This is a genomic window from Rhizobium sp. SVR5-2C (assembly GCF_056755115.1).
Map to the genome: position 1 here is coordinate 1 of NZ_JBNDHT010000043.1, position 26,767 is coordinate 26,767.

Below are 26,767 nucleotides of genomic sequence, written 5' to 3' on the forward strand. Positions count from 1 at the left end.
CTTCAGGATCGTCTAGGCGTATCACCGGCGACGATCCGGCGCGATATCGACAAGCTTCACGACTTAGGTAAAGCCAAGAAGGTCTATGGCGGTGTTTCAGCGTTTGAGCTTGGGGGGCGGTCGCCCGCAAGGCCTTATGACGAAAATCGCGACATCGCCGTTGAAGCCAAGCGCGCGATAGCGAGCCGCGCTGCATCGCTGCTCCGAGACGGGGACTCGATCATCGTTCACGCAGGCTCCACTTGCTTTCAGCTCGGCGTCCTGCTGGCGAAACGGAACCTGCGCATTTTCACGAACTCGATGCCTCTTGCAGCTTATCTCGGTGAGCATGGCAGCTGTCACCTGACTGTTGCTGGTGGCGAGCTTTATCGCGAGCCCGGCATCATCCATGATCCTTCGGCGGGAGCACCCGACTACTTTGCCTCACGGTTTTTTGTAGGCACGCAGGGCATCGGGAGCGCAGGGCTTCTTGAATCGCACCCGCTCCTGGTGAAGGCAATTGGGGAACTCAGCAATTGCGCTGATGAGGTCGTCTTACTTGCCGACAGCCGGAAGTTCTCCATACAGCCCCGCAATCTTGTTCTGCCTCTGTCGCGGGTCGGAACCGTTGTCACGGACGATGGCCTTTCTGACGCCGACGCCAAGATGCTCGAAAGCGCTGGAATATCGATCCTCATTGCAATTGTGGGAGGCCCGTGATGAAAGCACATCATCCAATCGCGGTGTTTGACCTCGGCAAAACCAACTCGAAGCTCTTCGTGATTGATGGAGACGGCAATGTCGTTGCCGAACGGCGCACGAGGCCGGTCTGGCGGGAGCATGCAGATCTCCGCGTCCTCGACGAGGACACCCTGTTTGCATGGATGAAGCGCGAGCTTGAGCAGGCAGTCGAGGCACATGGCGTGCGGCATGTTACGTTCTCCGGGCATGGATGCACCTTTGCACTGATCGGCAATAATACGCTTTGCCATCCGATCCTCGATTACGAGCAGGAACCCCCACAAGCGGTGGCCGCGCGGATCGATGCCTTGATCCCGAGCTTTTCGGAAACCTTTTCCCCTCGCCTGCCGCTCGGCTTCAACTATGGCCGGCATGTGCTCTGGCTCGCGGACCGCGATCCGAGGACACTTGAAGCAACCGATGCGATTCTCGCCTATCCCCAATTCTGGTCATGGAAATTCTCCGGGAAGGCCGTTTCCGAAGTCTCCTACCTCGGCTGCCATTCCCATCTGTGGGCTCCGATTGCCGATGATTTCAGCAGCCTGGTCGACGGTCAGGGCTGGCGTTCGAAAATGCCCGAATTCGCAGCCGCCGGTGCGTTGCTGGGTAATCACCGGGTCGCGCTCGGCAATGGCGATGCTGTCGATGTTTCCGTGCATAACGGCGTGCACGACAGCAACTCGGCGCTCTTCTACTATCGGTCCCTTGGCTTTGATGATTTCACGCTGATTTCGACTGGCACCTGGGTCATCATCTTCAATCAGGCCTGCCCTCTCGATGCGCTCGACCGAGACCGCGACATGCTCGCCAATGTCACCGTCGACCATGCGCCGGCCGCGACCATCCGCTTCATGGGCGGGCGTGAATATGATGTAGCAAGCGATGGCTGGACCAAGTCGATTTCGGTTGCGGCCATCGAAGCTGTCATCACCAAAGGCAGCTTTGCCCTGCCCTCCTTCGCCGCGGCTGGACCTTTCCCGGATGCAGAAGGTCGTTTTGCCGGCCCCTCCGTATCCGGCGAGGAACGTGCTGCCGTCGCGTTACTCTATGTCACGCTGATGACCGATCTTTCGCTTGATCTCATCCGCTCTGAAAACGAGATCGTCATCGACGGAGGTCTGGTCAAGACCGACCAATACGCGCCAATGCTGGCTGCATTACGAAACCAGACGGTCTTCACCAGTGCCAATCCCGAGGGCAGCGCCTTCGGAGCGGCAGCACTCGTGTTCCGCCAGGCGGGGTTGCGGCCTTTCAAAAATGTATCCGAAAAAATCCGCCCAGCCGAGATCAAGGGCCTCGAAGACTACCGTCGCGAATGGCGACGTCGTGTCGAGGAGATCCATTCGCGCTCGCCGAACACGATCCTGGTGAAGGAGATGAGGGAATGAGTACAGTTGCCGCACCCGATCGAAGTGACGCTCCCGTCCTCGAAATGCTGAACATCAGCAAGACCTTCGGCAACAGCCGCGCGCTGACCAATGTGTCGCTGACGGCCTATCCCGGCGAGGTTCACGCCCTGATGGGCGAGAATGGCGCAGGAAAGTCGACCTTGATGAAGGTGCTGTCGGGCGCCTATGTCGCCGATCCCGGCGGCAGCATCCTTGTCAGCGGCCGGCCTGCAGTTTCGGGCGATCCAATCAAGGCGAAGGCCAATGGCATCGCCGTCATTTATCAGGAATTGTCGCTCGCGCCGAACTTGACGGTTGCCCAGAACATGTTCCTGGGGGCTGAGCCTTCGCGCATGGGCTTGGTCGATCGCGTGGATATCAGAAAACGTGCCGAGCCGATCCTCAAGCGGCTCGGCATCAGCTTTTCGCCGAACCAGCTGGTCTCGACGCTGTCGCTCGGCGAGCGCCAGATGGTCGAAATTGCCCGGGCGCTGACGACGGACGCGCGCATCATCGTCATGGACGAGCCGACGACATCACTCACGAGCCGCGAGACCGAGAAGCTCTTCGAGGTTATCGCGAGCCTTAAGGCGCATGGGATCGCCATCATCTATATCAGCCACCGCATGGAAGAGATTTATGCGCTCGCCGATCGCGTCAGCGTGCTGCGCGACAGCGCCTATGTCGGAACGCTGGAGCGCAGCGAGCTTTCTGCCGCGCGTCTCGTTTCGATGATGGTCGGGCGCGATCTTTCCTCTTTTTACAAGAAGGAGCATCGCGCCGCCAGGCATGATCGCAAGGTCGTGCTATCAGTCAAGAACATCGGCGACGGCCGCCGCGTGCATGACTGCTCCGTCGATGCCTGCGCCGGCGAGGTACTCGGCATTGCAGGCCTGGTCGGTTCGGGACGCACCGAACTTGCCCGACTGATCTACGGCGCGGACCACAAGACGTCGGGAAGCGTCCTGCTTGATGGCCGCGAGCTTTCGCTGAACGGACCGCGAAGCGCCCTAGACGCAGGCATTGCCTATCTGACAGAGGACCGGAAGGGGCTTGGCCTCTTCCTCGACATGTCAATCAACGAGAACATCAATATCGGCGTGATTTCGGAAGATGCGCGTTCGGGCGGCTTTCTGGACTTCGGCAAGGCCAAGAAGCGGGCGGACAGCGCCGTTTCATCGCTTTCTATCCGCACGAAAAGCACGTCGATCAATGTCGGAGCCCTATCTGGCGGCAACCAGCAGAAGGTACTGCTTGCCCGTCTGCTCGAGACCAAGCCGCGGGTGATTATCCTCGACGAGCCGACGCGCGGTGTCGACGTGGGCGCGAAGTCGGAAATCTATCGCATCATCGACGAGCTTGCCCAGAGCGGCATCGCCATCGTCGTCATCTCCAGCGACCTACCCGAAATCATCGGCATCGCCGACCGCGTGCTGGTCATGCGCGAGGGCCGTATCGCGGGCGAGATCGTCGGATCCGAAGATCAACCGATCGGGCAGGAAGCCATCATGGCCCTGTCCACCGGCCCCGCCAAGCGAGACGCATAGAGCGCGACAAAAGAGAGAACCCGAAATGAGCGCAACGCAAAGCGAACAGACAGCAACGGACAAGATGAAGCTGCGGTCGACACTAACTGCCCTCGGCATGCTTCCCGTCCTCATTATTTTGGCGATCGGCTTTCATCTTCTCAGCGGCCGCTTCCTGAGCGTCAACAACCTGTCGATCGTCATGCAGCAGGCATCGATCAACACGGTGCTCGCGGCCGGCATGACCTTCGTCATCCTGACTGGCGGCATCGATCTCTCAGTGGGTTCGATCCTTGCGGCGTCCGCAATGGTCGGCGTCATCGTCTCGCTCTGGCCTGATATCGGCATGTTGGGCATCTCGGCCGCCATTGCCGTGGGTCTCGCCTGCGGCGTCGTCAACGGCTCGATCATCGCCTTTCTGAAGCTGCCGCCCTTCATCGTGACGCTCGGTTCGCTGACGGCCATGCGCGGCATCGCCCGACTGCTCGGCAATGATACGACCGTCTTCAACCCGGATCTGCCCTTCGACTTCATCGGCAACGGCAATTTCCTCGGTGTCCCGTGGCTTGCGATCATCGCGCTGCTAACGATCCTGATCTCCTGGGTTATCCTCAAGCGCAGCGTGCTCGGCACGTGGATCTATGCCGTCGGCGGCAATGTGGAAGCCGCGCGCCTGACGGGCATCAAGGTGCCGCTGGTCCTCCTCTTCGTTTATTCGATGTCCGGCCTTCTTTCCGGGCTCGGCGGGGTCATGTCGGCGGCGCGTCTCTACGCAGCCAACGGCCTGCAGCTTGGCCAGGCTTATGAGCTGGATGCGATCGCTGCCGTCATTCTCGGCGGCACCAGCTTCGTCGGCGGCGTCGGCTCGATCTGGGGAACGCTGATCGGAGCTCTCATCATCGCCGTTCTGTCGAACGGCCTCATCCTCGTCGGTGTCTCGGACATCTGGCAGTACATCATCAAGGGGCTTGTCATCATCGTTGCCGTGGCGCTCGACCGCTACCGGCTGAAAGGGCTTAGCCGCACCTGATGTGCGGCTCGAGGGACCGGGGTTACCGGATAACAGGGCGCAGGAAGCGCCATAAGGAGGAAATATGCGTATGATCTCTAAACTGCTCGCAGCCACCGCTCTGGCGGCAGCCATCGCCATGCCGGCTGCGGCAAAGGACCTTCAGAAGATCGGCATTTCGGTCGGCCTTCTCGGCAACCCGTTCTTCGTTGCGACCATCAAGGGCATCGAGGATCGTGCGAAGGAAATCAATCCGAACGTTCAGGTCACTTCGGTATCGGCCGACTATGACCTCAACAAGCAGGTTTCGCAGATCGACAGCTTCATCGCCGCCGGCGTTGACATCATCATGTTGAATGCCGTCGACGCCAAGGCAATCGCACCGGCCGTCAAGAAGGCACAGGCCGCCGGCGTCATCGTTGCCGCCTTCGACGTTTCGGCGCCCGGCGCCGACGTCACCGTCATGACAAACAACGTCAAGGCCGGTGAGGAGGCTTGCCAGTACATCGTCGATCAGCTGAAGGGTAAGGGCGACGTCGTCATCATCAACGGACCAGCTTCCTCCTCGATCCTCGACCGCGTCCAGGGTTGCAAGAACGTGCTGTCGAAGAGCCCCGACATCAAGATCCTCTCCGACGATCAGAACGGCCAGGGTTCGCGCGATGGCGGCCTCGCCGTCATGCAGGGTCTGCTGACGCGCTTCGACAAGATCGACGCCGTCTTCGCGATCAACGATCCGACGGGCATCGGCGCGGAACTCGCCGCCAAGCAGCTGAACCGCAACGAGTTCTTCATCACCGCCGTCGACGGCGCGCCCGATATCGAAAAGTCGCTTGCCAGCGGCAATTCGATGATCAAGGCTTCCGCTTCGCAGGATCCTTACGTGATGGCAGGCGATGCGCTCAAGATGGCCGTCGACGTTCTGAACGGCAAGAAGCCGGCGCAAAACACCGTCCTCCTCGACCCGAAGCTGATCACCGCTGACAACGTCAAGGATTACAAGGGCTGGACCGCAGCTCGCTAAGGTCTCCTCCCGGGCGGCCCGCCATTGCCTCGAGCGGGCGGGCCGCTAATTTCAATGCCAATCGGAAAGCGGCGTCCCATGTCCAAAATCGGTGTTCATTCCTTCGTCTGGAGCGCCGGCTCGTCGAAGAACGAGCTGGAAAAGGCTCTCGCAAGATCGCACGAACTCGGCTTCAAGCTGATCGAATTTTCCTATCTCGATCCGAAGCAAGTGGATGTGAAGTGGCTTGCGGCGCACCTCCAGGAGCTCGGCCTCGATGTCGCCGTCAGCATGGGTCTCCCCTCCGAGGGTGATATTTCCAGCGATGATCCGGCCGTCGTTTCAAATGGTCGGGACATCCTTGAGCGCGCCGTGGCGCTCGTACGCGACCTGGGCGGCACGAAGCTCGCTGGCATTCTGAGCTCGGCGCACGGCAAACAGGAACATGCGCTGACCAGAAAGGGCTGGGAGACCAGCGTTTCCGCGCTATCGAAAGTCGCCGACCAGGCAAAGGCCGCCGGCGTCACCCTCAATCTCGAAGTCGTCAACCGGTTCGAGAGCAACATGCTCAACACCGCCGCACAGGGCATGGCCTATATCAAGGACACCGGCGCCTCAAACGTCTTCCTGCATCTCGATACCTTCCACATGAACATCGAGGAAGCTGATGTGGGCCTGGCGATCCGCCATGCAGCCGACAAGATCGGCTACGTGCATATCGGCGAAAGCCATCGCGGATACCTCGGTACGGGCAATATCGATTTCGCCGCCATTTTCGATGCGCTGGTCGCTATCGGCTGGAACGATTACGTGACGTTCGAATCCTTTTCGACAGCCATCGTCGACAAGGATCTTTCCCTGAAGACAGCGATCTGGCGCAATCTCTGGGATGACAACGTGGCGCTAGCCAAGCATGCGCGCCAGTTCATCGAGCTTGGGCTGGAGACCGCCGGACGCAAGGCCGAGCTCGTTCGCCAGGCCCACGTCCATGGACCATAAGCGACGTCCAATCCTTGCCGCCCAAGTGGAAGTCGACCGGGTTGCAGACGATCAATCGTCTCCGCAGACAGCCGATCAGTCTCCTCCCGGTCCTCACAAAGTGTTTCCGATTGTTGCTAGGAAAGAACTTCGCATAACGGACGATCGAGACGGGTATTATGGGCGATAACGAGATCGGCGGGATCGACCATGGCATGCAGAAGTACAAAGTCAACCAACCAGCCGGCGACCAGTCCCCCGGTGATGTCGGTCAAGCGTAAGGTCAGCGGTATCGGAGTGCTCGGTTGGCGCAGCCCACCGTAGACGCCGGTAACGCCACCGATTTCACCCGTTTCGCTGAATGTGAAGCTGACGGCGCCGAACTCGACGATCTCATCCCTTATGGCTGATACCGATGGTTTCCGTGTCGATGATCGCACCCGTTAAAGCAAAACCCGCTCGTGCCCCTGTGCTTGTGGGCAACCTTTCCTATATGGACGTCACGATCAACGACCGCCGCTGCGGCGGAAAAAAAAGAGGCCAATGAGGGTAACTCATGGATGAAGCGTGGACAGTCAGCCGTGGACCGATTGCCGCGACCGATTTCGATGTGCGAAAGGCCGAAGCGATCAACGCCATGCTAGTTCGCCCGGCGGGCGTTCTGCCGATGAAGGCGGGGGAGCCGATCCGCCCGTTCGCCCTTGGTCTGTTCAACGAACTGCGCGCGCTACTCAAACCCGGCTATGGCGTGACCTGTCTGCGCCGCGCCACCGCCTTCTATGTCTATTCGAAACGCTATTATTTCGCGAGCGCCCAGCCAGACTCGATGCGCCATGACATCGACGGAAGGGCGGTCGAGCCGCTCAGCCCCGCGGACCGGCTTGCAGCGCAAAGAAGTTTTTTCAAACTGAAGCAGAACTATGCCGACGACATGGAAGGTGCCGCTACGCCAGACGGACAGTCGGACTGATCGCTCCGCGACCGCCAATTCGTGCCTTTTGCCGAAGGGCGCAGATGCCGGCAACTGGCGCGGCCCGGCCGCTGTCTGGCTCTCCTTGCCCGCTTCGGCACTCGACGCGGGCTCGCCGAACGAACCCCTCAGACGGCTGACAGATCGGCTCTGCCCAGTGTAGAAGACGGGCCAATCGATCTAAGACCGCGAGGCGGGAGCGCGACTTCTGGACAGTCGCCCGAATAGGATCGGACCTGTTCTGAATGCTCGATGATTTCGAATATGCATCGGAAATTGCGCGACCGGCAGCCGACTGACATCTTGCGCGCCGGATCCGGGACCGGCGCGCCGTCACCAGATCCGGGATCCAGGAATCTCCGATTCGACAACGGGCTCTCGCGCAATCGCCAAGGAGGATGTGCCACCGCCATCCCACCGGGGCGGGCCATAATGTCGCTCTCGAGCGGCGTGTCGCGAGACGCCTCGAAAGGTCCCGAGAGGGTGCTAGCGATTTGTTTTTGTTAATAGATATTAACCTTTGTACGGCTGACAACTGGCTTCAACCGCAGTTGCGTGCACGGGGATTTTCCCTGTCACGACAAGAGCATAGCCCTCGCCATAGACTGTTTCGATGCGAACGCCCTCGCACGTCGAGAGGACCTTGCGGAGACGCGCAATATGCACATCGACTGTCCGCAGGCCGATACCGGGCGTGGAAGGCCAAACGGCGGAACGCAGGTGCTGACGCGAACAAGCCGTTCCTGCCGCCTCGGACAGGAAGCGAAGGATCCGGGCCTCGATCGAAGACAGGCGCATCGGCTTTTCGCCGCCGAAGATATGATCGGCGCCGGGGGTTGCCAGGGGGATCTGTAAAGCGGCCGCGCCCGCAGTTTTGCGCGCTCGCCGGAGGAAATCCAGTAAACGGTCCGGTGCGAGCGGCCGTACGATTGCGTCGTCGAGTCCGGCCTTGATCATCTGGAGATGCATCGGCGTCATGCCGGCGCCCATCAGGGCGCAGACCGCAAAGCCCGCCCGTTTCGCGAACCTGCAAAGCGCCACGACATCGCCGCGCCATGTTTGGCCGTCGAACACGACGGCCAGCAGCCCTTGCTCGCTCACGCGGGCTTCGACATCGTGATCATTGTCGGCGAGCTCGCATCGAAAGCCCGCTACACGCAGGATATGGTCCAGCAGCAGATAGAGTTCCGGATCTTCGGTACAGATAAGAACAGGCAATCCGTGAAGAAGGACCTGCGGTTCAGCTCGGCGCGAATTCGCCGCCGTTGATGTCGAGGATCGCGCCATTGATGAAACCGGCCTCCCTGGATCCGAGAAATGCGATTGCCGCTGCCACCTCCTCCACCGTGCCCAGCCGTCCTGCGGGAATGCGGGATAAGGCCTCCCGGTTTGTCGGACTGGAGGCCGGTCCGGTCATGGCCGTAAGGATCCGCCCAGGTGCAACGACGTTCGCCGTGATACCGAAGCCGGCATATTGCGTCACGATCGAGCGCGACAAACCGGCAAGAGCGGCCTTCGAGACCGCATAGGCCGCACCTGCAATGCGCGGCCGGGTGCGGCCGGCCACCGAGCCCACCAGAATGATGCGTCCGAATCCCTGTTCCTGCATGACGGGAAGGACCGACTTGCAGCAGAGCATGGCGCCCGTCAGGTTGATCGCGAGAACCTCGTCCCACTCGCTGGGGGACAGGCTTCCGACCGCCGCCGGACCCTTCGCGCCTTTCGGTGAGATGCCGGCACTGGCAACGAAAACCGAAGGCGCGGCAAAGCGCCCCCGGACATCTGCGAAGAAACCGTCGATTGCCTCCGGATCCCGGACGTCGGCCTGAAGTGCGAGCACCCTTTCCGGGCCGCCGATCTCGGTCAGCGCTGCGCCTGCCGTCTTCACGGAGCTCGCACCATGTCCGAAGACCGCGACACGATATCCATCCTGCAGGAGACGGCTGGCCGTCGCCAGCCCGATACCCGACGTCCCGCCGCTGACGACGGCGACCGGCGCGCCCTCCGTCGCGCTCATGCGGCTTCGTCCATCGCGGCAAAGAGCGACAACGGTGGATGAGCTTCCGGATCGGTGATCACTTCGATCATCAGGGGGTCGACGCCCGAAAGCCCCGTCCTGATCGCATGAGTGAGTGCTCCGGGATCGCTGATGCGAACAGCAGGGCAACCGCAGGCCTCGGCAATCTTCCGGTGATCGACGCTGGAAAAGTGGCAGGCGCTGGTAAACCGGCCGAACTTCACGGTCTCCGCGTCTCGCTGGAAGGCGAGGATGCCGTTGTTGAGGACGATGATCAGCACCGGAATATTACTGCGCACCATGGTCTCGAGCTCAGCCCAGCTGTGGGCGAAACCGCCGTCGCCGACAAGAACGACCACGGGCTTCTCGGGTTCCGCAAGCTTTGCGCCAAGCGCCAGCGGCAGACCCCACCCAAGTCCCGCGAGACCGCGCGGGGTGATGAAGCGCATGCCGGGCGAAAGCCCACGAAGCTGTCCGGCAACCCACATCGACGAGTAGCTGGCATCGGCGAGAATGGTGGTATCGGATGTCAGCTGCGACTGAAGCTCGCGCATGATCCGCTCCGGCCGGATCGGCGACGCATCGGACTTGCTGACGCCAGCGCGGTCGGCCTCGAACTTCGCCCAGCAGTCGCGGATGCGATCTTCCAATTCCGGGCGTGCGGCGCGCCGCCGCGACAGATCGTGCCGTACGAGAGCCGTCCGCAGCGCATCGATGGTTTCGGCAGCGTCGCCGGAAAGCCGCACAGCCTCGTAGGTGCGGCCGATTTCTGAAGGATCGACATCGATGTGAATGACTGTTGCGGCGGGATCGATCTGGCGCCAGCTGTCGGTACCATTCTGGTTCGTCCGGGTTCCGACGAGCAGGACGAGGTCTGCCTCTTCGACGAGCGGAAGAGTGTGGCGACCGAGCGATCTCGGCCCGACGAGGGCTCCGAGCACGCCTGCAGACAGCGGATGGTGCTCGTCGACAGCACCCTTGCCCATATTGGTGGTGAACACCGGGAGCGACGCTTCTTCTTGCAACTTCGCAAGAGAGGAGGCGGCATGGCTTGCATGGATGCCGCCGCCGGCAATGACGACGGGCGCGCGGGCCGCAGCGATCAGGGCGGCCGCGCGCGCAATGTCGCTGTCTGCCGGGCGGTTGCGGTCGAGCGGCCAGTGCCCGAGACTTGCGGCGCGGCGTAGGGCTGGCGCCTCGATCCTTGCACGCAGCAGATCGGCAGGCAGCAAGAGCGCCGACGGCCCCGGCCGTCCGGTCGCCGCGGCCGTGAAGGCGGCGTCAACATAGTCGTCGATGCGCTCGGGCACGACGACCTTGCGCACCCATTTGGTGCAGGACTGGAAAAGAGCGATGTGATCGAGTTCCTGGAAAGCGTTGCGATCAGCCTGGTCCCGCTCAACCTCCTGGACGAGAGCAACAATCGGGACAGAGGCCTTCATGGCTTCGGCGAGCGGCGGCACGAGCAGCGTTGCTGCAGGCCCGTTCTGTGCGGCAACCACGCCGACTTTCCCCGAGCGCCGGGCATAACCGTCGGCCATGGTGCCGCCCATGTTCTCCTGGCGATAGGCGATCTGGCGGATCCCGATCGCCTCAGCCGCAAGGATGACGGCAGACGGCAGGCTCTGGGCGAAGATCATCGAAACGTCGTGGCGCTTCAGGCTGAGCGCAATGCGTTCAGCAACGGTATGGGTTTCTTTGACGCTGGTCATCGGGAAGCCTCGAATTCTTGAACGGCAGGTGTGGAGAGAAAATCAGCGAAGGTTGCGACGATCGCCTCCGCCTCATAGGGCGTCATTGCGGTCGACAGAGATGCCGCCGCTCCGTTTGGCAGCATGATGCCACGCTGGAGAAAGTGGTCGCAGAGCGCATTGCCGATGCTGCTTTCGGCCGGCGTCGGATAACCGCTGCGGAAATCGCGCGGCGGCGCCTTCTTCGTGTGAATGCGGAAGAGCGATGCCGCACCGGTGACGCTGAACGAGGCGCCGCTGCGGCCGATTGCCTCCCGCAGGCCGGACCGCACTTGATCCCCCAGCTTTTCAAGAGCGTCAAAGGCCTCCTCCGTCATCGCCTCCATGGCAACGCGGCCTGCAACCATCGAAACTGGATTTGCAGAAAATGTCCCGCCCTGCGGCAGGAGCGGTTTACCCTTGTCATTGGCAAAGACGCTCATCACGCCGGAACGGCCGCCGATGGCGCCGACGGGAAAGCCACCGCCGATGATCTTGCCACAGGCGATCAGGTCAGGCTCCATGCGGTAGCGGTCCGAAGCGCCGTGATAGGATTGCCGGAGATTGAGGACCTCGTCGGCGACGACCAGGATGCCATGCCGGCGCGCTGATGCCTGCAAGGCTTTGAGGAAGTCCGGATCCGGCCCGATCAGGCCGGCCCTGCTCGGCATTGGGTCAACCAGGATGCAGGCGGTTGTCGCGGCGACCTCATCCATACGCCGTTCAAGTCCGGCGGTGTCGTTGAACCGGATCACGGCGACGTCCTCGGCGACCGACGACGGGGTTCCGCGATAGACGGCGACGGCCGCGGGACGGTTCTCGTCCCCCCAGACGGAGGGCGCGCTCGCCTGCCCGGCCTCGGCCCAGTCATAGGCGCCATGGTAGGCGCCCTCCACGCGAATGATGCCGGAACGCCCGGTAAAAGCGCGGGCGGCCTTGATCGCGAACATGACCGCTTCCGTGCCGCTGTTGACGAAACGGACCTGCTCGATCGCCGGGATGCGATCGACCAGGAGCTCCGCCAGGGAGATTTCATGCTCGGTCGGATTGGAGAAGCATGTCCCGCGGTGAAGAAGATCGGCGACGGCTTCTGCGACCGGCAGGAAGCCGTGACCATGAATGAGTGTGGTGAAATTGTTGTTGAGGTCCAGGTATCGGTTGCCATCGACATCGAGGAGGTAAGCCCCTTCCCCGCGCGCGATGTAGAGCGGAACAGGCTGGCGCTCGACGGTGACGCGCGTTACGCCGGACGGAAAGATTTTCCGGCTCCTGTTGAAAAAATGTTGCGAACGGGCGCGCGACAGCGGCCGCCCTCCTGAAATGTCACGAGTATGAAGCATCTTTCTCCTCCGGAACGCACCATGCGTCCACACATTGCGATTTTGTTACAACAAAAATCACAATGCCGAAAAAGTTGCAACAAAAAAATCAGCCAGCCAGGGTAGCCGCTCCGCCGGGGCGCGAAAGTGCCGCCCTCTTCAGGCTGCGATAGCCGTCCCGGATGTCGTTCTCGATGGCGGCCCGTACGGCGGAAGCGTCCTTGTCGGCCAGCCCCTCGATCGCGACCATGTGGTTGTGAACACCATAGCGCTGCTCGGCAAATTCCGGGTAGAGATCGTGGAAGGACGAGCCGACGCGTAGCCAGAGGATCTCGATGGTTGCCAGGAGGTGCGGCATGCCGCACAGGCGGTAGATGGTAAAATGGAATTCCTTGTTGTCGTGGAGGGCATCGCGGTAGCGCTTCTCCTCGAGCGAGAGATTAATCTTTTTCTGAATGCTCATAAGGACTTGGACAGTCCCGTCGGTGGCGTTTGCCGTTCCCTTTTCGGCCGCCAGGCCCTCAAGCGCGAGCCGCATCTGGGTCACTTCATACAGGCCGGCCAGATCGAGATGCGGCACAATCACCGTCTTCGGTCCGGACATGACGAGCGCACCCTCGAAGACCAGCCTATTGATCGCCTCGCGCGCCGGGGTAGAGCCGACGCCCAGCGTTTCCGCAACGGTTCGAATTGGAAGCTTCTTGCCGGGACTGTAAGCGCCGCGCGCAAGCTGCTCCTTCAATGCTTCATAGACGAAGTCGCTAAGCCTTCCCTGGTACCCCTCCAGGTCGGCCTGACTTCCGGTTGTGTCTTCCCTCATATTTCCTCCCCAGGCATTGACACGCATCAATTTTTGTTGCAACAAAATGAACATTGCAGCAATATTACGTCTTAATGTGACAGCATAACGAGATTGTGAACATTCGCAACGCCGCATGTGCGCTGCCCCTGCACTGCCCACAGGCAGCACCTGGCCAACCGTATCAAAGGATGGCTGCGATGCATGCGAACGATTCCCAAGGAGGAGATAATTTGATCGGTGCTCCAGTCCATATTATCAACGCATGCAAGCAGTATGGCGCCTTCAGCGCGGTCAAGGACGTGTCCCTGGAGGTGGCGGCCGGCGAGTTCGTCTCCATCCTCGGGCCATCGGGTTCAGGCAAGACCTCACTCCTGACCATGATCGCCGGCTTTGAGCTGCCGAGCTCCGGCCAGATCGTCATCGGCGGGCGCGATGTCACCCGACTTGCGCCGAACCACCGCAATATCGGCATGGTCTTCCAGCGCTATGCGCTCTTCCCGCACATGACGATCGCCGAGAACGTCGCCTTCCCGCTGAAGATGCGGAAGGTCGCGCGGGCCGAACGCGATCGCCGGGTTGCCGAAACTCTCGATCTGGTCCAGCTCGCGACTTTCGCGGACCGGTATCCGCATCAGTTGTCCGGCGGGCAGCAGCAGCGTGTCGCGCTTGCCCGCGCCATCGTCTTCGAGCCGCCGGTACTCTTGATGGACGAGCCGCTCGGCGCGCTCGACAAGAAGCTGCGCGAGGCGTTGCAGCTCGAGATCAAGCAGCTGCAGCAGCGGCTGGGCGCCACCGTGATCTATGTGACCCACGACCAGGAGGAGGCGCTGACGATGTCGGACCGCGTTGCCGTCATGGCGGGCGGCCAGATCGTCCAGGCCGGAAGCCCGTCTGCGCTTTATGGGCGGCCGCAAACGCCTTTCGTCGCCGATTTCATCGGGCGGATGAGCTTCGCCGAGGCGGTCTATCTCGGGATTCGTGATGGCGCGCATCTGGTTCAGCTTGGTGAGTCCGTCGTTTTGCAGGCTGCCGACGTCGAAGAGCCGCTGAGCCCGGGCACGCGTCTCAGGATTGCCATGCGTCCGGAGCGGCTGGCGCTTACGGCGCACGGAAAGGGCGGGCGGAATTCCATTCCCGGCACCCTCGAGGCGAGCGTTTTTGCCGGTGCCTTCGACCTGCATCTGGTGCGCGCCGAGACCGACGGCAATCCGCTTCTGCAGATCCAGATGCCGGCCGAGACAGGCCGGGGCGCCTTTGCAGCGGGCATGCGGGTGGACGTCGTCGCCGATCCGCGGAACCTGCACGTCTTCGAACTGGCGGGAGCGTGAGCATGGACATGCCGGTTCCACGAAAGGTCGCCCGCGCCCGACGGATAAAGGCGCGCCGCGTGACGCCAGCGGGGCGCTACGGGCCGGCCCTGTCGGTTGCGCTGATCCTGCCGCTGCTTTGCCTGTTCGCCCTTGGCTTCCTCTACCCGATCGCAAGGCTCGTGCTCATCAGCTTCGGCGACGGCGCGCCCAATCTCGACCAGTACCGGCGCGTCTTCGAGACGCCGCTCTATATTGGGGTCCTGGTGCGCACGATATACGCCGCGGCGATGGTGACGGTCTTCAGCCTCATTCTCGGCTATCCGGTGGCGATCGCGATGGCGCGCGCGAAAGGACGCATGGCCCTTGTCATCGCCGCTGCGGTCCTCATTCCGCTCTGGACCTCGGTCCTCGTGCGCTCCTATGCCTGGATCGTGCTCCTGCAAAGAAGCGGCCTCGTCAACGTGCTCCTCACCGAGAGCGGTTTTGTTTCCTCGCCGCTGAAGCTGCTCTACACGGACGGCGCGGTGATCCTGGCGATGACCCATGTGCTGATGCCCTTCATGATCCTTCCGATCGCCAATGCACTGCGCTCGATCCCGCCCGACTATGCGAGGGCGGCCCGCAGCCTTGGAGCCGGCCCGGCCACGTGCTTCCTGCGCGTCACGCTGCCGCTATCGCTTCCCGGCGTGTTCGCCGGAAGCGTCATGTGCTTCATCCTGGCGATCGGCTTCTACATCACCCCGGCCCTCGTCGGCGGGCCGGAGGCGATGACCATGGCGACACTGATCGCCCAGCAGACCACAGTCGTCCTCGACTGGCCGTTTGCGGCCGCCCTTTCGAGTGTGCTTCTCCTGGTCACGCTTTTGGCCGTCGCCATCTTCCGCCGTGCGCTTTCGATCAGCAAAGGATTGAGCAGTGTCGCCTGATTTTCCAGTCACCTCTTCGAGCCCGACCCATCCTTTGTTGCGCGCCGCTGGTCGGCTTGCAGCCGGCCTTGGAACCGGCAGCATCCTGTTCTTCCTGCTGTTGCCGACGCTTCTCGTGATCCCGATGTCGCTCAACGCAACAGCCTACATCCAGCTGCCGCCGAGCAGCCTGACGCTCAAGTGGTATCTCGACTATCTGTCGGATCCGGACTGGCAGGCAGCGACGATCTTCAGTCTGAAGATCGCGCTCTCGACGACCGCGCTCGCGACCGCCGCCGGGACACTTGCGTCGCTTGCGATCGTGCGGGGCGTGCTTCCCGGCCGGGGCGCGATCCAGGCGCTCGCAATGGCGCCGATGATCGTCCCGCATGTCGTCTTCGGCGTTGCGCTCTATCTGGTCTTCTCACCGATCGGACTGACGGGCAATTTCGCGGGCTTCCTGATCGCCCATAGCGTGCTGTCGATCCCTTACGTAGTGATCACGGTCGGCGCGGCCCTGGAGCGGTTCGACCCGTCACTGGAGCTGGCGGCGCTGAGTTGCGGAGCCTCGCGCACCCGGGCGCTGCTCAGCGTCGTCTTTCCCGTCATTGCCCCTGCAATCGCTGCGGCCGCGGTCTTCGCCTTCCTTGCCTCGTTCGACGAGGCGACGGTCGCCTTCTTCATTTCGGACACCGGCGGCAAGACGATCAGCCGCAAGATGTTCGAAGACATCGATTTCAACCTGACCCCTGTGATTGCAGCAGTTTCGACCATGATGGTCGCCATCTCGCTCCTGCTGATGGGATCAGTCGAGCTCCTGAGAGGCCGCCGGGAGGAGTAGGCGGCCATTTTTCATGACGTGAGGAAAGACATGCATAGATCAATGACATTTCTTGCCGCCTTCTCGATGGCTCTCAATCTTGCCGTGCTGTTGCCGGAAAGGGCCGCCGCCGAAGAGCAGGTGGTGATTGCGACCACGGGCGGCGCCTATGATGCCGCGCTCAGAAAATACTGGTTCGATCCTTTCACAGCCGAGACGGGGATCAAGGTCGTCTCTGTCGCCGCGACCAATGCCGAGATGCGGGCAAAGGCGACCGCCATGGTCAAGACCGGTAACGTGACCTGGGATCTTTACCCCGACGGCGAGATCCAGGCGGGCTCGGATGCCCATAAGGCGACCTCTGAAGATCTCGGCGGGTTCTGCGAGACTTTCAAGGGCCGCTCCGATCTGGTTGGAGACGCCTGTATCGGCGCTGGCGCGCGACTTTTCTCGACAGCGACGCTGATGGTCTACAAGTCCGACGCCTTTTCCGGCGCAGCACCGGCGACCTGGGCAGACATGTGGGACACGAAGCGCTTTCCGGGAGGGCGGGCCTTTCCCAATTTCGACGACCCATGGCGGGTCATGGCTGCCGCATTGCTTGCGGACGGCGTAGCGAAGGACAAGCTGTTTCCCTTGGATATCGACCGGGCGCTCAAGAAGCTCGAAACCATCCGCGCCGACATTTCCGTCTGGTGGAAGACAGGCGACCAGAGCGTTCAAGGCTTCCGCAATGGCGACTACTCAATCGGCGAGATCTGGCTGACGCGTGCCAATGCGCTGAAGGAGGAAGGACGCGCTGTCGGCTGGTCCAACAAGGCATCCTTTCTGGTCGGCGACCGCCTGACGGTGATCAAGGGCGCCCCGAACCGGGAGAATGCCTTGAAACTCATCGCCTACTGGCTGGATAGCCCCGAGGCGCAGGCTCGGGTTTGCGAGGAGCTTCTGTGCACACCGCCAAGCAATAAGGCGATCGCGGTCATGTCTCCCGCGGCGCGCGCGGCGCAACCGAGCGAGGAAGATCTGCGCGATCACATTGTCGTTCCAGATGCTGACTGGATCAACACCAACGCAGCCATGATGCTCGAGCGCTGGAACGCCTGGATCCGCTAGAGGATAGAATGCGCGGCCGGCGTCATATGGCCGGCCGCATTTGCGCACCGCCATTGAGGCTTCGTCCTGCCGTTCATGGGTACAGGCGCTCGCAAAACTGGGCGGGTCCGACACGACGAGCGCCAAAGCCTCCCGCCAGTCCACGCACGATATCGATCTTAGCGATGAGCGTCGGCTTTGGTCGATTGTAGCGGCCGGAAGGTAGAGGACTATCACCACTGTTTGGGGAGGCAGCCGGGTTGATGGGAAGCAAGGATAATGAATCAGGGGGCCTCGCGTCAGCGCGCTAAAGCATGGGTATCCCAACGATAAGGATCGCGATTAGTCCTGTTATCATGAGCGAGGTTTCAATCAGGAATGTTGCCACATGGCGGCCCGTCATGTTCGGAAAATTGGATTTCACGTAAAGGTCCTTCTTGGGTTATTTTTCTAACAAGCCCACTATAGCACGCACATGCATAGAATTTTTTTATTTTTTCGGCTGACGTATCGAAGAGCGTGGTGGGTTGCCTTGTTTAAAACCGTTCGGGGCGCACAGGAACGGAGCGCGACCGGCGGAACCGTACCGGTTCGTCGACGCCGGCCCGGAAACTCAGGGCGACCATCGGCCCGACGCCCGGTGCCGTCATCAGCAGCTTGCAGGTGTCGTCGCTCTCGGCCAGCCGTTCCATGAGGTGGTTCGTCGCCGGTTCCGGCTGCTACTCGCTGTTAACGTAGCGCCAATTCATCATTGACGAGCAGCCTTTTCTGCCTACCTCATTATCGACGCTAATGCGCCAACCCACAGCAACCTACAGCAACCTACAGCAACCTACAGCGCCTGGCCGCGGCAACCCTTTCCCGGTCTAAATAGCCGGTGCCGTGGTCTGCGACAGGGTTCGCCTTCTTTGCAACACAGACGAGCCCTGTTCGTACGCCGGCATCACTTCACCGCGCTGTTCGACGCTCTCGAAATCGCACGCTCATGCAGCGCGACTTTGGGAAGCTCAAGCCGTTAATGGCCCATGGGATCTCTCCACCCCTACGAAGTCCAATGCGGCAAGGGCTCGTCATTTTTGAACATTTTGCGCGAGCCTTGGTCGTACCCTCCTAAACACCGGCATGCCTTGATCGAACTGGAACTCAGCGCCCGCTCGACTCGTTGATTCGATGGATTGCGCACGTTGCCTCTCTTGCAAGCGCATCCGGCCAGCAATGCTGGCGACCTGACCCCTCATCCACTCTCCACAGGCAGGCGGGGTTCTTTTTGTCCGTACGGTATCGAACGGGAACGCTCCCTGATGCTGATCGTTGATTGGGATGGCCGCGCGATAGTCTTCCTTACCTCAGTCGCCAGCCGACTAGCCTCCGGCTGGTGCCGCGTGGTCACCTTTTCTCCGTAGCCTGCCCCGCTTCGGCGGGGCTTTCTTTGGGAACATTACCGAACCAGACTTGTTGGAAGAGTGATCGGGCGGCGAACTTCCTGTTCACATGATGACACCCTTCATCATGATGTCGTCAGGTTCCACGTGCCGTAGGACTTTCGTAGGTTCACTACGGCATGAAGGACGGCGGGGGTTCGGTTCGTGAGTCGAGCCCTCGTCGTACAGACTATCTCCCGATGACGGCCGAACCAGTCCGGCGAATGGCGTCCGCAATGGCGGTGATGCTCTGTCGCGCACATGCGCACCAAAGAACGAAAGGGATCGTCCCCTGCCATTCGTCGAACGGCGCCGGCTTGGAATGCGCCACCCAAGCATGAAGCAGGTATCGAGGGTATTCGTCATAGGCCCGCTGCGTCACGCCGTTCATCGTTGCGCCGCCGGGGTTCTGCGGATTGTTGGAGTAACCGCCTTCGTTCACCAGCACCTTGGCGAGAGAACGTGCGAATTCTTTTGCAGAGTCGATGACCTGAATTGTTGAGCTCCAGATTGTGTTGGGTTAAGCGAAAGGCGGTCGCGAAGGGTGCCTGCTCATCCTGATATCTTGCGATAACGGGGCAGATTGCCGCCTGATATAGATAGTAGGTCTTGAGCACCTCACGGACGTTAGAGAGCGTCCGCAAGGGGTGAGTGGTTAAGCTGCGGCCCGCTCTTTCCTAATTTTTCGAGGTGCGCGAATGTTCTGGGATTTCTTCACGCTTGCTTTGATTTTCACTATGCTGCTCGTCGGTCGCGAAGCGCGGACAGTGCTTGCGAAGGCGCGACTATCAAACTGGCGCAGCTTCACACTCCGCTAATCGTCTCGGTTCGAAAGGTGCCCAGTGGATCTTAAACGGCGGTTATCACCTTACCGGTTCATTTCGATGGTCGAATCAGCAGATCCCAATCTACGTCCTCGGGTCGCACGTCCTCCTGCAGCAAAAGGAGACCCGGCAAGGCCCAGACCCGATGCTGGGTCTCTCCCCGTCACGGCCAGGTTATCTCCGGCCACGCGGCAACGAATGTTTTAATCGCCAGCTGCGGAGTTCCCCCCCGCCTCCCAAGGATTCTGAAAACTTGTCACGGCGCCCTATTTCACTCTCAAGCAAGGGAGGCTCTGATGAGATTTTACGTTTATGCCATTCATACCGACGAGACGCGAAACCGTCTGCACGATGTCTTTGACAATAGCGCTGACGCCGAGGCGCTTGAGAAGCACATGCAGGAGCAAATTCAACCCGGTGACAACTACTTCGTTACGATGTTCCCTGCTGAGAACGTCGATGAAGCCAGGGCCAAGGCGGACGAGATGCGCCCACTGCCTCAGCTGAATAGTTGATTTTCTACAGCTTCGCGATCGACGTCGATGTCAGGCCCTGCGTCTTGAGCACTGGCATGGCTTAACCTTGGGGGATGAGATGAATGAAATGGTAGACGGAAGCCGCATCAACCTAAAAAGGAAGGGCACCTGTGAGGCCGAAGCGGTATGGAGGTGTCCTGGCCTTCCAACGCGCGAGCAAGCGCACCTTGAGCGGCTCGGCAGCTTGAATGGTTGAAGCGTAGACGCTGATGTTGCAATCTCTGCTCTCATCTGAGAGCACGCATTGAGACATCTGCCGATCTCCTTACTCCGCGCAACCTCGGAGGCTCTGCATCGCAAGGCTTGCGAAGTGATTTCGTATTACTGAGAGCACCGCCTCAGCTCAGCTCTGCGAAAATCATCACCGCATATGCCACCTTGCAGGCCGCCCGTGGGCGGCGAGCATGTATATCAGCAGCTCGACGATATGCATTCACATCTCCAAAAGAAAAACCCGCCACACGGGCTGTCAGTAACGAGCCTGGCTGCGCCGAAGCGTTGCCGGTATTGTGTCGCCTCGATAGTCAGCGGCTGATGCCATACTCTTGGGCCATCTTGGCCTGAAGCGCGCACTGGGCCTTCTTCTCTTTTTCAATCATCGAATTGATCACCCGCGCCTGCATGCCTTGGGCATTGGTGAACTGCATTCTCGATGTTGCGTCGAGGTCGGCTATCTTGGCCATGAACGCGGTAAGCTTCTCATCATCAAGCTTGTAACCGCAGGCATCAGCACCGCCGATGACCTGCGCTGCTTGGTTGGCGAAGACGAAATCATCTGTGTTCAGCGTTTGAGCCGATGCGCTTCCGGCGAGGAGCGCAACATAGATGACGCCCAAATGCACACGCATGGCGAATCCTCCGTGAGGATTGCAACGTGACCCGCCTCAACCGGGTTTCATCATGATCGTTGGTTGGCTGATCGCCATTCTTGGAAGAGCGAGGCCGATTTCGGCCACGGTGTTCCCGGACGGGCTGGTGCCGTGGTTAGCGTGGGCGATTCCTCAACCTCACCGCTCCGACGGTGCAGGAGAGTCTGGCGCGTTATGATCATCGCGCATTGCAAGCATCGCAAGTAAAGCGTCGCGCTCTGGACCGAAGGGGCGCGTATTCAGAAACACCTCAACAGCAGATATCGTCTCATGCCCTCCGGAGGAGGGGTTACCGCGGTGGAGGACGAAATCCTCCTTGGTGACATCGTCAGTACCTAAAAACCAGCGATCACCATTCGAGCTAGCTGCAAAATGCATGAGACAGGTCATATCGCTCTCCTTGCTTAGAAGGATGTAGGGCGATCAGTACAATTTGCGAACCTTTTTGCGGCCCTTTGCTTTTGACGATCAGAAAACAAAAAAGGCCGGAGCGAAATCGCACCGATCTTCCTCACATCGCATCTCAAACCAGTGCCAGTACATCCGTGGTCAAAAGCAGAAAGCGACTGCGGCCTTGCGAGCGACAGATGCATGCCAGCGCTCAATCAGCAATGCCGATGACCATCATCTAGAGGCGCATTGTGTTGATAACAAGTTCCGCAGAAAATTCCCCTATTGGGTAGCAGATGCCGCCACGCCTTAGGGGGCGTATTCAGCGGCAACTAAGTAGATCGGTTCTGGCAGCCTGGGTCCCCAGCGGAGCCGTGCCGCCCACAACAAAAGGAGGCATTCGTGACACTGACGCGCAGAACTTGGCCGGCATCACGGTCGCAGGCACGGACTTCAGTGCCATATTCCGCGAAGATCGCCTGGGCTTTCGAGATGCTCGCTCGGAGCGGTCATTCAATCACGCCCTTGCGAATAGCTGCCGCCACGAGCGCCGTGTCCTTATAGACGGAGAAGGTATCCTTGAGAGATTCGATGTGCGTTCGAACGGTATGCACCGAGCACCCAAGGATCATAGCAATCTCTTGTGCGCTCTTGCCGTCGCACATCAGAGTGAGGATTTCCCTCTCCCGCTTTGTAATATGTAACTCGCTCAAACTCGGACTCTTCCAACTGCACGCTGCACTCTTCCGACTAGATATAAGATCGCTCACAGCTAATATTGAATGCATCGCTGTTATTTTCTCACAAGCCGCGACTTTCCTCTTTCCTCGCCTTCCGGCTCGACGGCTGAGCAGCATGCTCGCGGCTCGAATGGCGTTGATAGGCGCGACTGCATAAGCCAAATCTAATTTGCGGACGCTATTGAAGTTCCTTCATTCAGCCCAGTTAAGTACTTGTCTGCACGACGCGGACCAGAAAGCCCGTACAATGACAATCCCCGAGAACACGTGGGGATCGGCTGTTTTGCTGCATTGGACAGCAAACCGCAGATGGAAGATGGTCGGCAACGCCGCGCAAGCCTTCGATCTTTTGACCACAGAATGGCCTACCACCAGCGGAACGGCCTTCTTTCGTGCACTTCAGATGTGCTCTGGGGCCGGTGAAGGATTGTTCTCTCCGTTTCAAGCCCGCCTTGCCTTTCTGGAGGCGGTCCAGGAAGCTCATATCGCTACGCGCTGAAACGTGTGCGCCTCGAATTTTTGGATGTTGCGAACCTGCTGTACGTGCGTAACGTAATCGCTGCTGTTGAGGGGGCTCGGGCCATGACTAACAGGCGGTGGATCACACCCATTTTGGTAATCTGCAACAAAACTGGCGAGATCCTGTCAGTCAACACGACCAAAGATGCAGTGGACATCCTTACGAGCTCATGGCCTCAAAAAGAAGGCAACGCCTATACTAACGCTATTCAAATTTGTGCCGATGTTGCAGCCGGAATAGCGACGCCAGACCAGGCGCGGGAGGCGTTCATTGGGGCTGCCCGGGAGGCAAACGTTCCGATAGAAATCTCATTGGCTTTGTGAGCGGTCCATCAGGCGAGCGCCGGGAGGAGCTCGCCGAGCTGTTGACCGACAGCGACGTCGAAACGCTGCGCCGTCTGATCAACGAGGGCATGGGCGCCAAACTCCATCCGGGCGCTGACCTCGGACCTTGCCTACCTGCAGGCATGCTCGGTGGCCGCGACTGGCGGCCCACCATCGCTGGCGCCCGGGGCTGCACGAGATCGATGCCGACCACGGCATGCCAGATGCGGTGGAACAGACGCTGCGTGCCCGCGGTTCCTGAGCACCATAGGGCAGCATGCGGCATCGACGGTCAGGCGGCGGCTGGGCGCACTCTGCGACGCTGACCAAATGGCGCCGCCTGGACGGTGCCTTCCCCTGCCCTGCCCTGAAGTCCGCGATCCGGCTGGCGGTTCGGGCCAGCGGCCGACCCCGTCAGCGCAGCAGCAAGAAAGCGCTAACAGCCGACGTCTTGGCCCGTTTCTTCGCAACCTTGCCGCACCGGCAGCTTGCGTGACCTACGCAACCCGACAATCCTGATGATCGCCTTCGGATCCGGTGGCCGGCGCCGCATCGAAATCGCGTCTCTCCGGCGTGAATAGATTACGGCCGAGGAGCCGGGACGGCACGACGCTGCCTTCGATCTCGATCTATCTCGGCCGCAATAAGGCCAGCGAGGGCAATCGCGACGAGGTCGTCTACCTGATCGGTGCCCCCTGGATGCCTTGAACGGCTGGCTGCAGGCGGCGAAGATCGAGAAAGGCATCGTGTTTCGGGCAATCGACCAATGGAAACACCGTCTCGCGGCGGGTCATCGAGCCGCAGGCCATCAACGCAATCGTCAAACAAAGGGCAGCGATGGCGGATTGGATCCCATAGACTATTCGACCCACGGTCTACAGTCTGCCTACCTACCGAGGCTGCCATTCGAAACTTTTCCTTGCTTGAGGCCATGGATCAATCGCGCCATCGGTCGGTGCAACAAGTCTCAAGCTATTATAACAATGTAGAGAGACGGAGCGGACGCGAGGCGCGGATCCTGTGAGCCGTCGACGAGCGAGTTGCGCAACTCTCCGTCTAGGACAGTCCAAACGCGTTTCGCGCTGTGATGCAAGCATGATCGCCGGGAACGCATGCGCGGCACACGTGGGGTCGAACTTCATAGACGAGGCAAGATGTCTGTGCGCCGACGCGGCCCAGCAGCGCTGAACAGCGCGAGCCGTCGCAGCGCATGCCTCGTTGATCTGCGGCGACGAAATGCGCCGGAACCCTTTCGAGGGCTTCGTCGGTTTCCGTGGTAAATCTTGGCCAATCCGACGAATACGAGCAGCACGCGCCGCATGTCTGACAGTCGAGGTCGACTGATCCGAACTCGAGAGGCGCGACATCCCGAGGCCGGTCATCATGCCCGCTACCGGATGGCCGTGTTACTTGTGCTTCAACAGCCACATCTTTCCCGCCATCGTTATCGCGTGCGCGGAATCCGCGGTGCTGACGTCGGGATTAAGGCCGCGCACCAACCCCTGCTCTCGGAGCTGCTCCAAAGTGGCGGCCGTTATGAACTTTACCTTGATCGGGCGCTCCTTGAAGCGGTCAGACCTTGCATAGGTGACGGTGGCATTGAGATGCGTCCACCTTTTTGCATCTTGAGGATAAAGGTCGCCGTCCTTCGCAAGTTTCAACCCCCTTATTTGGGTTGGCGTCAACTCGGCCGTCGGTGCGGCTATGGTGGTGCTGTTCATCTCAGTACCTCTTATGGGAAACGCTCGCGGCCGATGTCCGCGACAAGGGCTATCCGGTCTTATGCAGCGGTTTTCCAGATATGGAACCAACCTGGACCGGAACGCGTCTTCGTGGCGCAGGTAACGATCGCCCGTCTGCTAGGACTCATCGGCCACAAAGTTCAGACGGAAAAGGCCAGACGTCAGCCTGGCCTTCAATGCTTTACCCGCCATGCCAGGACATCCGTGGTCATGGAAGGCTTGAAATTTAAGCGGCCTGAAGCTGGCCTGCAGACATCTTGCCGGATTTGCGATCCTGCTCCAGCTGGAAGCCGAGCTTCTGGCCTTCAACGATCGAGCTCATGCCGGCGCGCTCGACGGCGGAGATGTGAACGAAAACGTCGGCGCTGCCGTCGTCAGGCTGAATGAAGCCGAAGCCCTTGGTGGCATTGAACCATTTAACTGTGCCAGTGGTCATAACGAACCCTTTCATAGCAAAGATTGATCTGCCCGCCGGGCGACGCACGGCGGTTGTTTCGACTTTTGAGAGGGAAAGATGATCAAGAGGCGCGAGGCGCTCGCAAAAGCAAAGATCGGCAAACAAAGTATCGACAGTGCTTAGTAGGCCACGGGCTCACTGGGGTCAACCTTACATTTTGGTGGTATTAGTGTGGCTGCGACCCTGCGTAGAAGCTTTGGGCTCTTGGACCGACTATTGAGGGTTCGTCAGAAACCCTGCAGGAGCCTTCAGGGAGAGGCGGAGGCCCTCCGGCCGCAATTCCCGTATGATCTCGCCCTGCAGAGTGCGCGTAACCATTGCCTCTAGTCTGGTTCCGAAACCCGTCTGGTGACCTGGAGCAGCGGGCTGGTCAGGCCCGTTGATCTCCTTCCAGAGCAGATGGAACGTCTCAGCTTCCGAAACAGCCTGAATCTCCAGCCTGCCCCCCGGTACCGACAGCGCTCCGTACTTGGCAGCGTTGGTCGCGAGCTCGTGGAAAAGGAGAGCTAAGTTGGTGACGTGCTCTTTCGGAACCTCAATGTCTTCACCCGTTAGCGTCCATCGGCTGCCATCTTCTTCCGCGAACGGCTTCAGGATACTCGACAACAGTTGAAACAACGTCGCAGGCCTCTCGCGAAACGCATCGTCACCGGTGAAGCTCGGCAGGGTCATCTCATGAGCACGCGAAAGGGCCACCAGCCGGTCCTTCATGTCTGCTGCCAGCGCGGCGGCCGAACTGGCATTGCGCGCCGCCAGCGTGATGATGCTACTCGTGATGGCGAACAGGTTTTTCACGCGGTGGTGCATTTCCCGCAGCAACAGATCCTGATGCTCTGCGGCACGCCTTCGCTCCGAGATGTCGCGCGCGATCTTGGATGCACCGATGATTCTACCTTTGCGATCTCTGATCGGGGAAATTGTCAGAGAGACGTCGATCAGTGTTCCGTCCTTCCGCCGGCGGATCGTCTCAAAATGTTGGATCCGCTCGCCGGCGCGAATCCGCGCCAGGATGCCGGGCTCTTCGTCGAGCCGATCCTCGGGGATGAGCATCGTTACAGGCTGACCGACGGCCTCGCCGACGTTATAGCCAAAGAGCCTTTCGGCCGCTTTGTTCCAGGTGGTAATGGTGCCGGTGAGGCTCTTGCTGATAATGGCATCTTCAGATGACTCGACGATGGCAGCGAGGAAAGCTGCCGCGTCATGGCCGGGACGTGCAGCTTTTACGGTTTCCTCGAGTTCGAGAAACCTGCCTTCGAAGTCTGGTAAATGCGGCTGGTCGTCGAGAGCTGGCATACGGTCCATTCCCTCAGGGACTGCAATTTTGACGCAAGAGTAGTCTGAAGACCATAACGCCTA

General features: G+C 60.3%; 27 protein-coding genes and 3 pseudogenes. 15 read left to right on the forward strand and 15 right to left on the reverse strand.

The annotated features are described in order from the left end of the window. The 6 genes from ACPYOI_RS14520 to ACPYOI_RS14545 all read left to right on the forward strand — a co-directional run. A partial coding sequence (locus ACPYOI_RS14520; protein ID WP_481422973.1) for a DeoR/GlpR family DNA-binding transcription regulator occupies positions 1–699 on the forward strand: 699 nt, incomplete at its 5' end. Continuing rightward, on the forward strand, positions 699–2,108 hold the full coding sequence (locus tag ACPYOI_RS14525) for an FGGY-family carbohydrate kinase (RefSeq protein ID WP_481422974.1): 1,410 nt from the start codon (positions 699–701) through the stop codon (positions 2,106–2,108). The genes ACPYOI_RS14520 and ACPYOI_RS14525, both read left to right, overlap by 1 nt. Next, on the forward strand, positions 2,105–3,655 hold the full coding sequence (locus ACPYOI_RS14530; RefSeq protein ID WP_481416483.1) for a sugar ABC transporter ATP-binding protein: 1,551 nt from the start codon (positions 2,105–2,107) through the stop codon (positions 3,653–3,655). Before ACPYOI_RS14525 ends, ACPYOI_RS14530 begins: the two co-directional genes overlap by 4 nt. Before the next feature lie 25 nt (positions 3,656–3,680). Continuing rightward, positions 3,681–4,664 (forward strand): ABC transporter permease subunit, encoded by a 984-nt coding sequence (locus ACPYOI_RS14535; RefSeq protein ID WP_481422975.1) that lies wholly within the window; start codon positions 3,681–3,683, stop codon positions 4,662–4,664. A 64-nt stretch (positions 4,665–4,728) separates the two neighbouring features. Beyond that, positions 4,729–5,667, forward strand: coding sequence for an ABC transporter substrate-binding protein (locus ACPYOI_RS14540; protein ID WP_168833140.1), 939 nt, complete (start codon positions 4,729–4,731; stop codon positions 5,665–5,667). A gap of 78 nt (positions 5,668–5,745) precedes the next feature. Continuing rightward, entirely contained in the window at positions 5,746–6,645 is a 900-nt protein-coding gene (locus tag ACPYOI_RS14545) for a sugar phosphate isomerase/epimerase family protein (RefSeq protein ID WP_481416482.1), read from the forward strand. A gap of 116 nt (positions 6,646–6,761) precedes the next feature. On the opposite strand, the gene ACPYOI_RS14550 is transcribed toward ACPYOI_RS14545, so the two are convergent. Next, complete coding sequence (locus ACPYOI_RS14550; RefSeq protein WP_481422976.1) at positions 6,762–7,064, reverse strand: hypothetical protein; 303 nt, start codon at positions 7,062–7,064, stop codon at positions 6,762–6,764. Positions 7,065–7,180: 116 nt separating this feature from the next. Here ACPYOI_RS14550 and ACPYOI_RS14555 point away from each other — a divergent pair, with 116 nt between their 5' ends. Next, a complete protein-coding gene (locus ACPYOI_RS14555) occupies positions 7,181–7,594 on the forward strand; it encodes a ProQ/FINO family protein (protein WP_481416480.1) in 414 nt (137 codons plus the stop codon). Positions 7,595–8,107: 513 nt separating this feature from the next. Here ACPYOI_RS14555 and ACPYOI_RS14560 read toward each other — a convergent pair. The 5 genes from ACPYOI_RS14560 to ACPYOI_RS14580 all read right to left on the reverse strand — a co-directional run bounded on the left by ACPYOI_RS14560 (position 8,108) and on the right by ACPYOI_RS14580 (position 13,480). Continuing rightward, on the reverse strand, positions 8,108–8,812 hold the full coding sequence (locus ACPYOI_RS14560; RefSeq protein WP_481422977.1) for a winged helix-turn-helix domain-containing protein: 705 nt from the start codon (positions 8,810–8,812) through the stop codon (positions 8,108–8,110). Between the two features lie 22 nt (positions 8,813–8,834). After that, positions 8,835–9,611 (reverse strand): SDR family NAD(P)-dependent oxidoreductase, encoded by a 777-nt coding sequence (locus ACPYOI_RS14565; protein ID WP_481416478.1) that lies wholly within the window; start codon positions 9,609–9,611, stop codon positions 8,835–8,837. Beyond that, positions 9,608–11,323, reverse strand: a complete 1,716-nt coding sequence (locus tag ACPYOI_RS14570; protein ID WP_481422978.1) for an acetolactate synthase catalytic subunit — start codon at positions 11,321–11,323, stop codon at positions 9,608–9,610. The genes ACPYOI_RS14565 and ACPYOI_RS14570 overlap by 4 nt, the downstream gene beginning before the upstream one ends. Then, positions 11,320–12,681, reverse strand: coding sequence for an aspartate aminotransferase family protein (locus tag ACPYOI_RS14575; RefSeq protein WP_481422979.1), 1,362 nt, complete (start codon positions 12,679–12,681; stop codon positions 11,320–11,322). The genes ACPYOI_RS14570 and ACPYOI_RS14575 overlap by 4 nt, the downstream gene beginning before the upstream one ends. Positions 12,682–12,769: 88 nt before the next feature. Beyond that, positions 12,770–13,480 (reverse strand): GntR family transcriptional regulator, encoded by a 711-nt coding sequence (locus ACPYOI_RS14580; RefSeq protein ID WP_481416476.1) that lies wholly within the window; start codon positions 13,478–13,480, stop codon positions 12,770–12,772. A gap of 212 nt (positions 13,481–13,692) precedes the next feature. Between ACPYOI_RS14580 and ACPYOI_RS14585 the strand changes: the two genes are divergently transcribed. The 4 genes from ACPYOI_RS14585 to ACPYOI_RS14600 all read left to right on the forward strand — a co-directional run bounded on the left by ACPYOI_RS14585 (position 13,693) and on the right by ACPYOI_RS14600 (position 17,610). Further along, positions 13,693–14,790, forward strand: a complete 1,098-nt coding sequence (locus ACPYOI_RS14585) for an ABC transporter ATP-binding protein (RefSeq protein WP_481416475.1) — start codon at positions 13,693–13,695, stop codon at positions 14,788–14,790. Positions 14,791–14,798: 8 nt separating this feature from the next. Next, positions 14,799–15,698: an ABC transporter permease gene (locus tag ACPYOI_RS14590; protein WP_481422991.1), complete on the forward strand. Its 900-nt coding sequence runs from the start codon at positions 14,799–14,801 to the stop codon at positions 15,696–15,698. Positions 15,699–15,732: 34 nt separating this feature from the next. Next, the gene (locus ACPYOI_RS14595; protein WP_481422992.1) at positions 15,733–16,518 is read left to right on the forward strand and encodes an ABC transporter permease; all 786 of its coding nucleotides are present in this window, start codon (positions 15,733–15,735) and stop codon (positions 16,516–16,518) included. Positions 16,519–16,584: 66 nt separating this feature from the next. Beyond that, complete coding sequence (locus tag ACPYOI_RS14600; RefSeq protein WP_481416520.1) at positions 16,585–17,610, forward strand: extracellular solute-binding protein; 1,026 nt, start codon at positions 16,585–16,587, stop codon at positions 17,608–17,610. A gap of 539 nt (positions 17,611–18,149) precedes the next feature. Here the strand turns inward: ACPYOI_RS14600 and ACPYOI_RS14605 are convergent. Together ACPYOI_RS14605 and ACPYOI_RS14610 are read right to left on the reverse strand one after the other, a co-directional pair. Next, a pseudogene (locus ACPYOI_RS14605) lies at positions 18,150–18,251 on the reverse strand (transposase); the annotation flags it as partial. Positions 18,252–19,200: 949 nt separating this feature from the next. After that, the gene (locus ACPYOI_RS14610) at positions 19,201–19,452 is read right to left on the reverse strand and encodes a glycosyl hydrolase 108 family protein (RefSeq protein ID WP_481422980.1); all 252 of its coding nucleotides are present in this window, start codon (positions 19,450–19,452) and stop codon (positions 19,201–19,203) included. Positions 19,453–20,130: 678 nt separating this feature from the next. On the opposite strand from ACPYOI_RS14610, the gene ACPYOI_RS14615 reads away from it, so the two are divergent. Then, positions 20,131–20,349, forward strand: a complete 219-nt coding sequence (locus ACPYOI_RS14615) for a hypothetical protein (protein ID WP_481422981.1) — start codon at positions 20,131–20,133, stop codon at positions 20,347–20,349. Positions 20,350–20,894: 545 nt separating this feature from the next. Here ACPYOI_RS14615 and ACPYOI_RS14620 read toward each other — a convergent pair. From ACPYOI_RS14620 to ACPYOI_RS14630, 3 genes are all read right to left on the reverse strand, one after another. Further along, positions 20,895–21,206, reverse strand: coding sequence for a hypothetical protein (locus tag ACPYOI_RS14620; protein ID WP_481422982.1), 312 nt, complete (start codon positions 21,204–21,206; stop codon positions 20,895–20,897). Positions 21,207–21,377: 171 nt separating this feature from the next. Beyond that, positions 21,378–21,629: a hypothetical protein gene (locus ACPYOI_RS14625; RefSeq protein WP_481416471.1), complete on the reverse strand. Its 252-nt coding sequence runs from the start codon at positions 21,627–21,629 to the stop codon at positions 21,378–21,380. Positions 21,630–22,138: 509 nt separating this feature from the next. Further along, positions 22,139–22,342: a response regulator transcription factor gene (locus ACPYOI_RS14630; RefSeq protein ID WP_281408129.1), complete on the reverse strand. Its 204-nt coding sequence runs from the start codon at positions 22,340–22,342 to the stop codon at positions 22,139–22,141. Positions 22,343–22,616: 274 nt separating this feature from the next. Between ACPYOI_RS14630 and ACPYOI_RS14635 the strand changes: the two genes are divergently transcribed. The 3 genes and pseudogenes from ACPYOI_RS14635 to ACPYOI_RS14645 all read left to right on the forward strand — a co-directional run bounded on the left by ACPYOI_RS14635 (position 22,617) and on the right by ACPYOI_RS14645 (position 24,236). Next, positions 22,617–22,868 (forward strand): DUF982 domain-containing protein, encoded by a 252-nt coding sequence (locus ACPYOI_RS14635; RefSeq protein ID WP_481416519.1) that lies wholly within the window; start codon positions 22,617–22,619, stop codon positions 22,866–22,868. An 83-nt stretch (positions 22,869–22,951) separates the two neighbouring features. Further along, the gene (locus tag ACPYOI_RS14640) at positions 22,952–23,212 is read left to right on the forward strand and encodes a DUF982 domain-containing protein (protein ID WP_481416470.1); all 261 of its coding nucleotides are present in this window, start codon (positions 22,952–22,954) and stop codon (positions 23,210–23,212) included. Next, positions 23,200–24,236 (forward strand): annotated as a pseudogene (locus ACPYOI_RS14645) (site-specific integrase). The gene ACPYOI_RS14640 and the pseudogene ACPYOI_RS14645 overlap by 13 nt, the downstream one beginning before the upstream one ends. 32 nt (positions 24,237–24,268) lie before the next feature. Here ACPYOI_RS14645 and ACPYOI_RS14650 read toward each other — a convergent pair. The 4 genes and pseudogenes from ACPYOI_RS14650 to ACPYOI_RS14665 all read right to left on the reverse strand — a co-directional run. Beyond that, positions 24,269–24,553, reverse strand: a pseudogene (locus ACPYOI_RS14650) (YkgJ family cysteine cluster protein); the annotation flags it as partial. A gap of 65 nt (positions 24,554–24,618) precedes the next feature. Further along, positions 24,619–24,933, reverse strand: a complete 315-nt coding sequence (locus ACPYOI_RS14655) for a hypothetical protein (RefSeq protein WP_168833165.1) — start codon at positions 24,931–24,933, stop codon at positions 24,619–24,621. Between the two features lie 247 nt (positions 24,934–25,180). Next, positions 25,181–25,390, reverse strand: a complete 210-nt coding sequence (locus ACPYOI_RS14660) for a cold-shock protein (RefSeq protein WP_481416469.1) — start codon at positions 25,388–25,390, stop codon at positions 25,181–25,183. A 234-nt stretch (positions 25,391–25,624) separates the two neighbouring features. Beyond that, entirely contained in the window at positions 25,625–26,704 is a 1,080-nt protein-coding gene (locus ACPYOI_RS14665; RefSeq protein ID WP_481416468.1) for a PAS domain S-box protein, read from the reverse strand. Between the last annotated feature and the right edge of the window lie 63 nt (positions 26,705–26,767).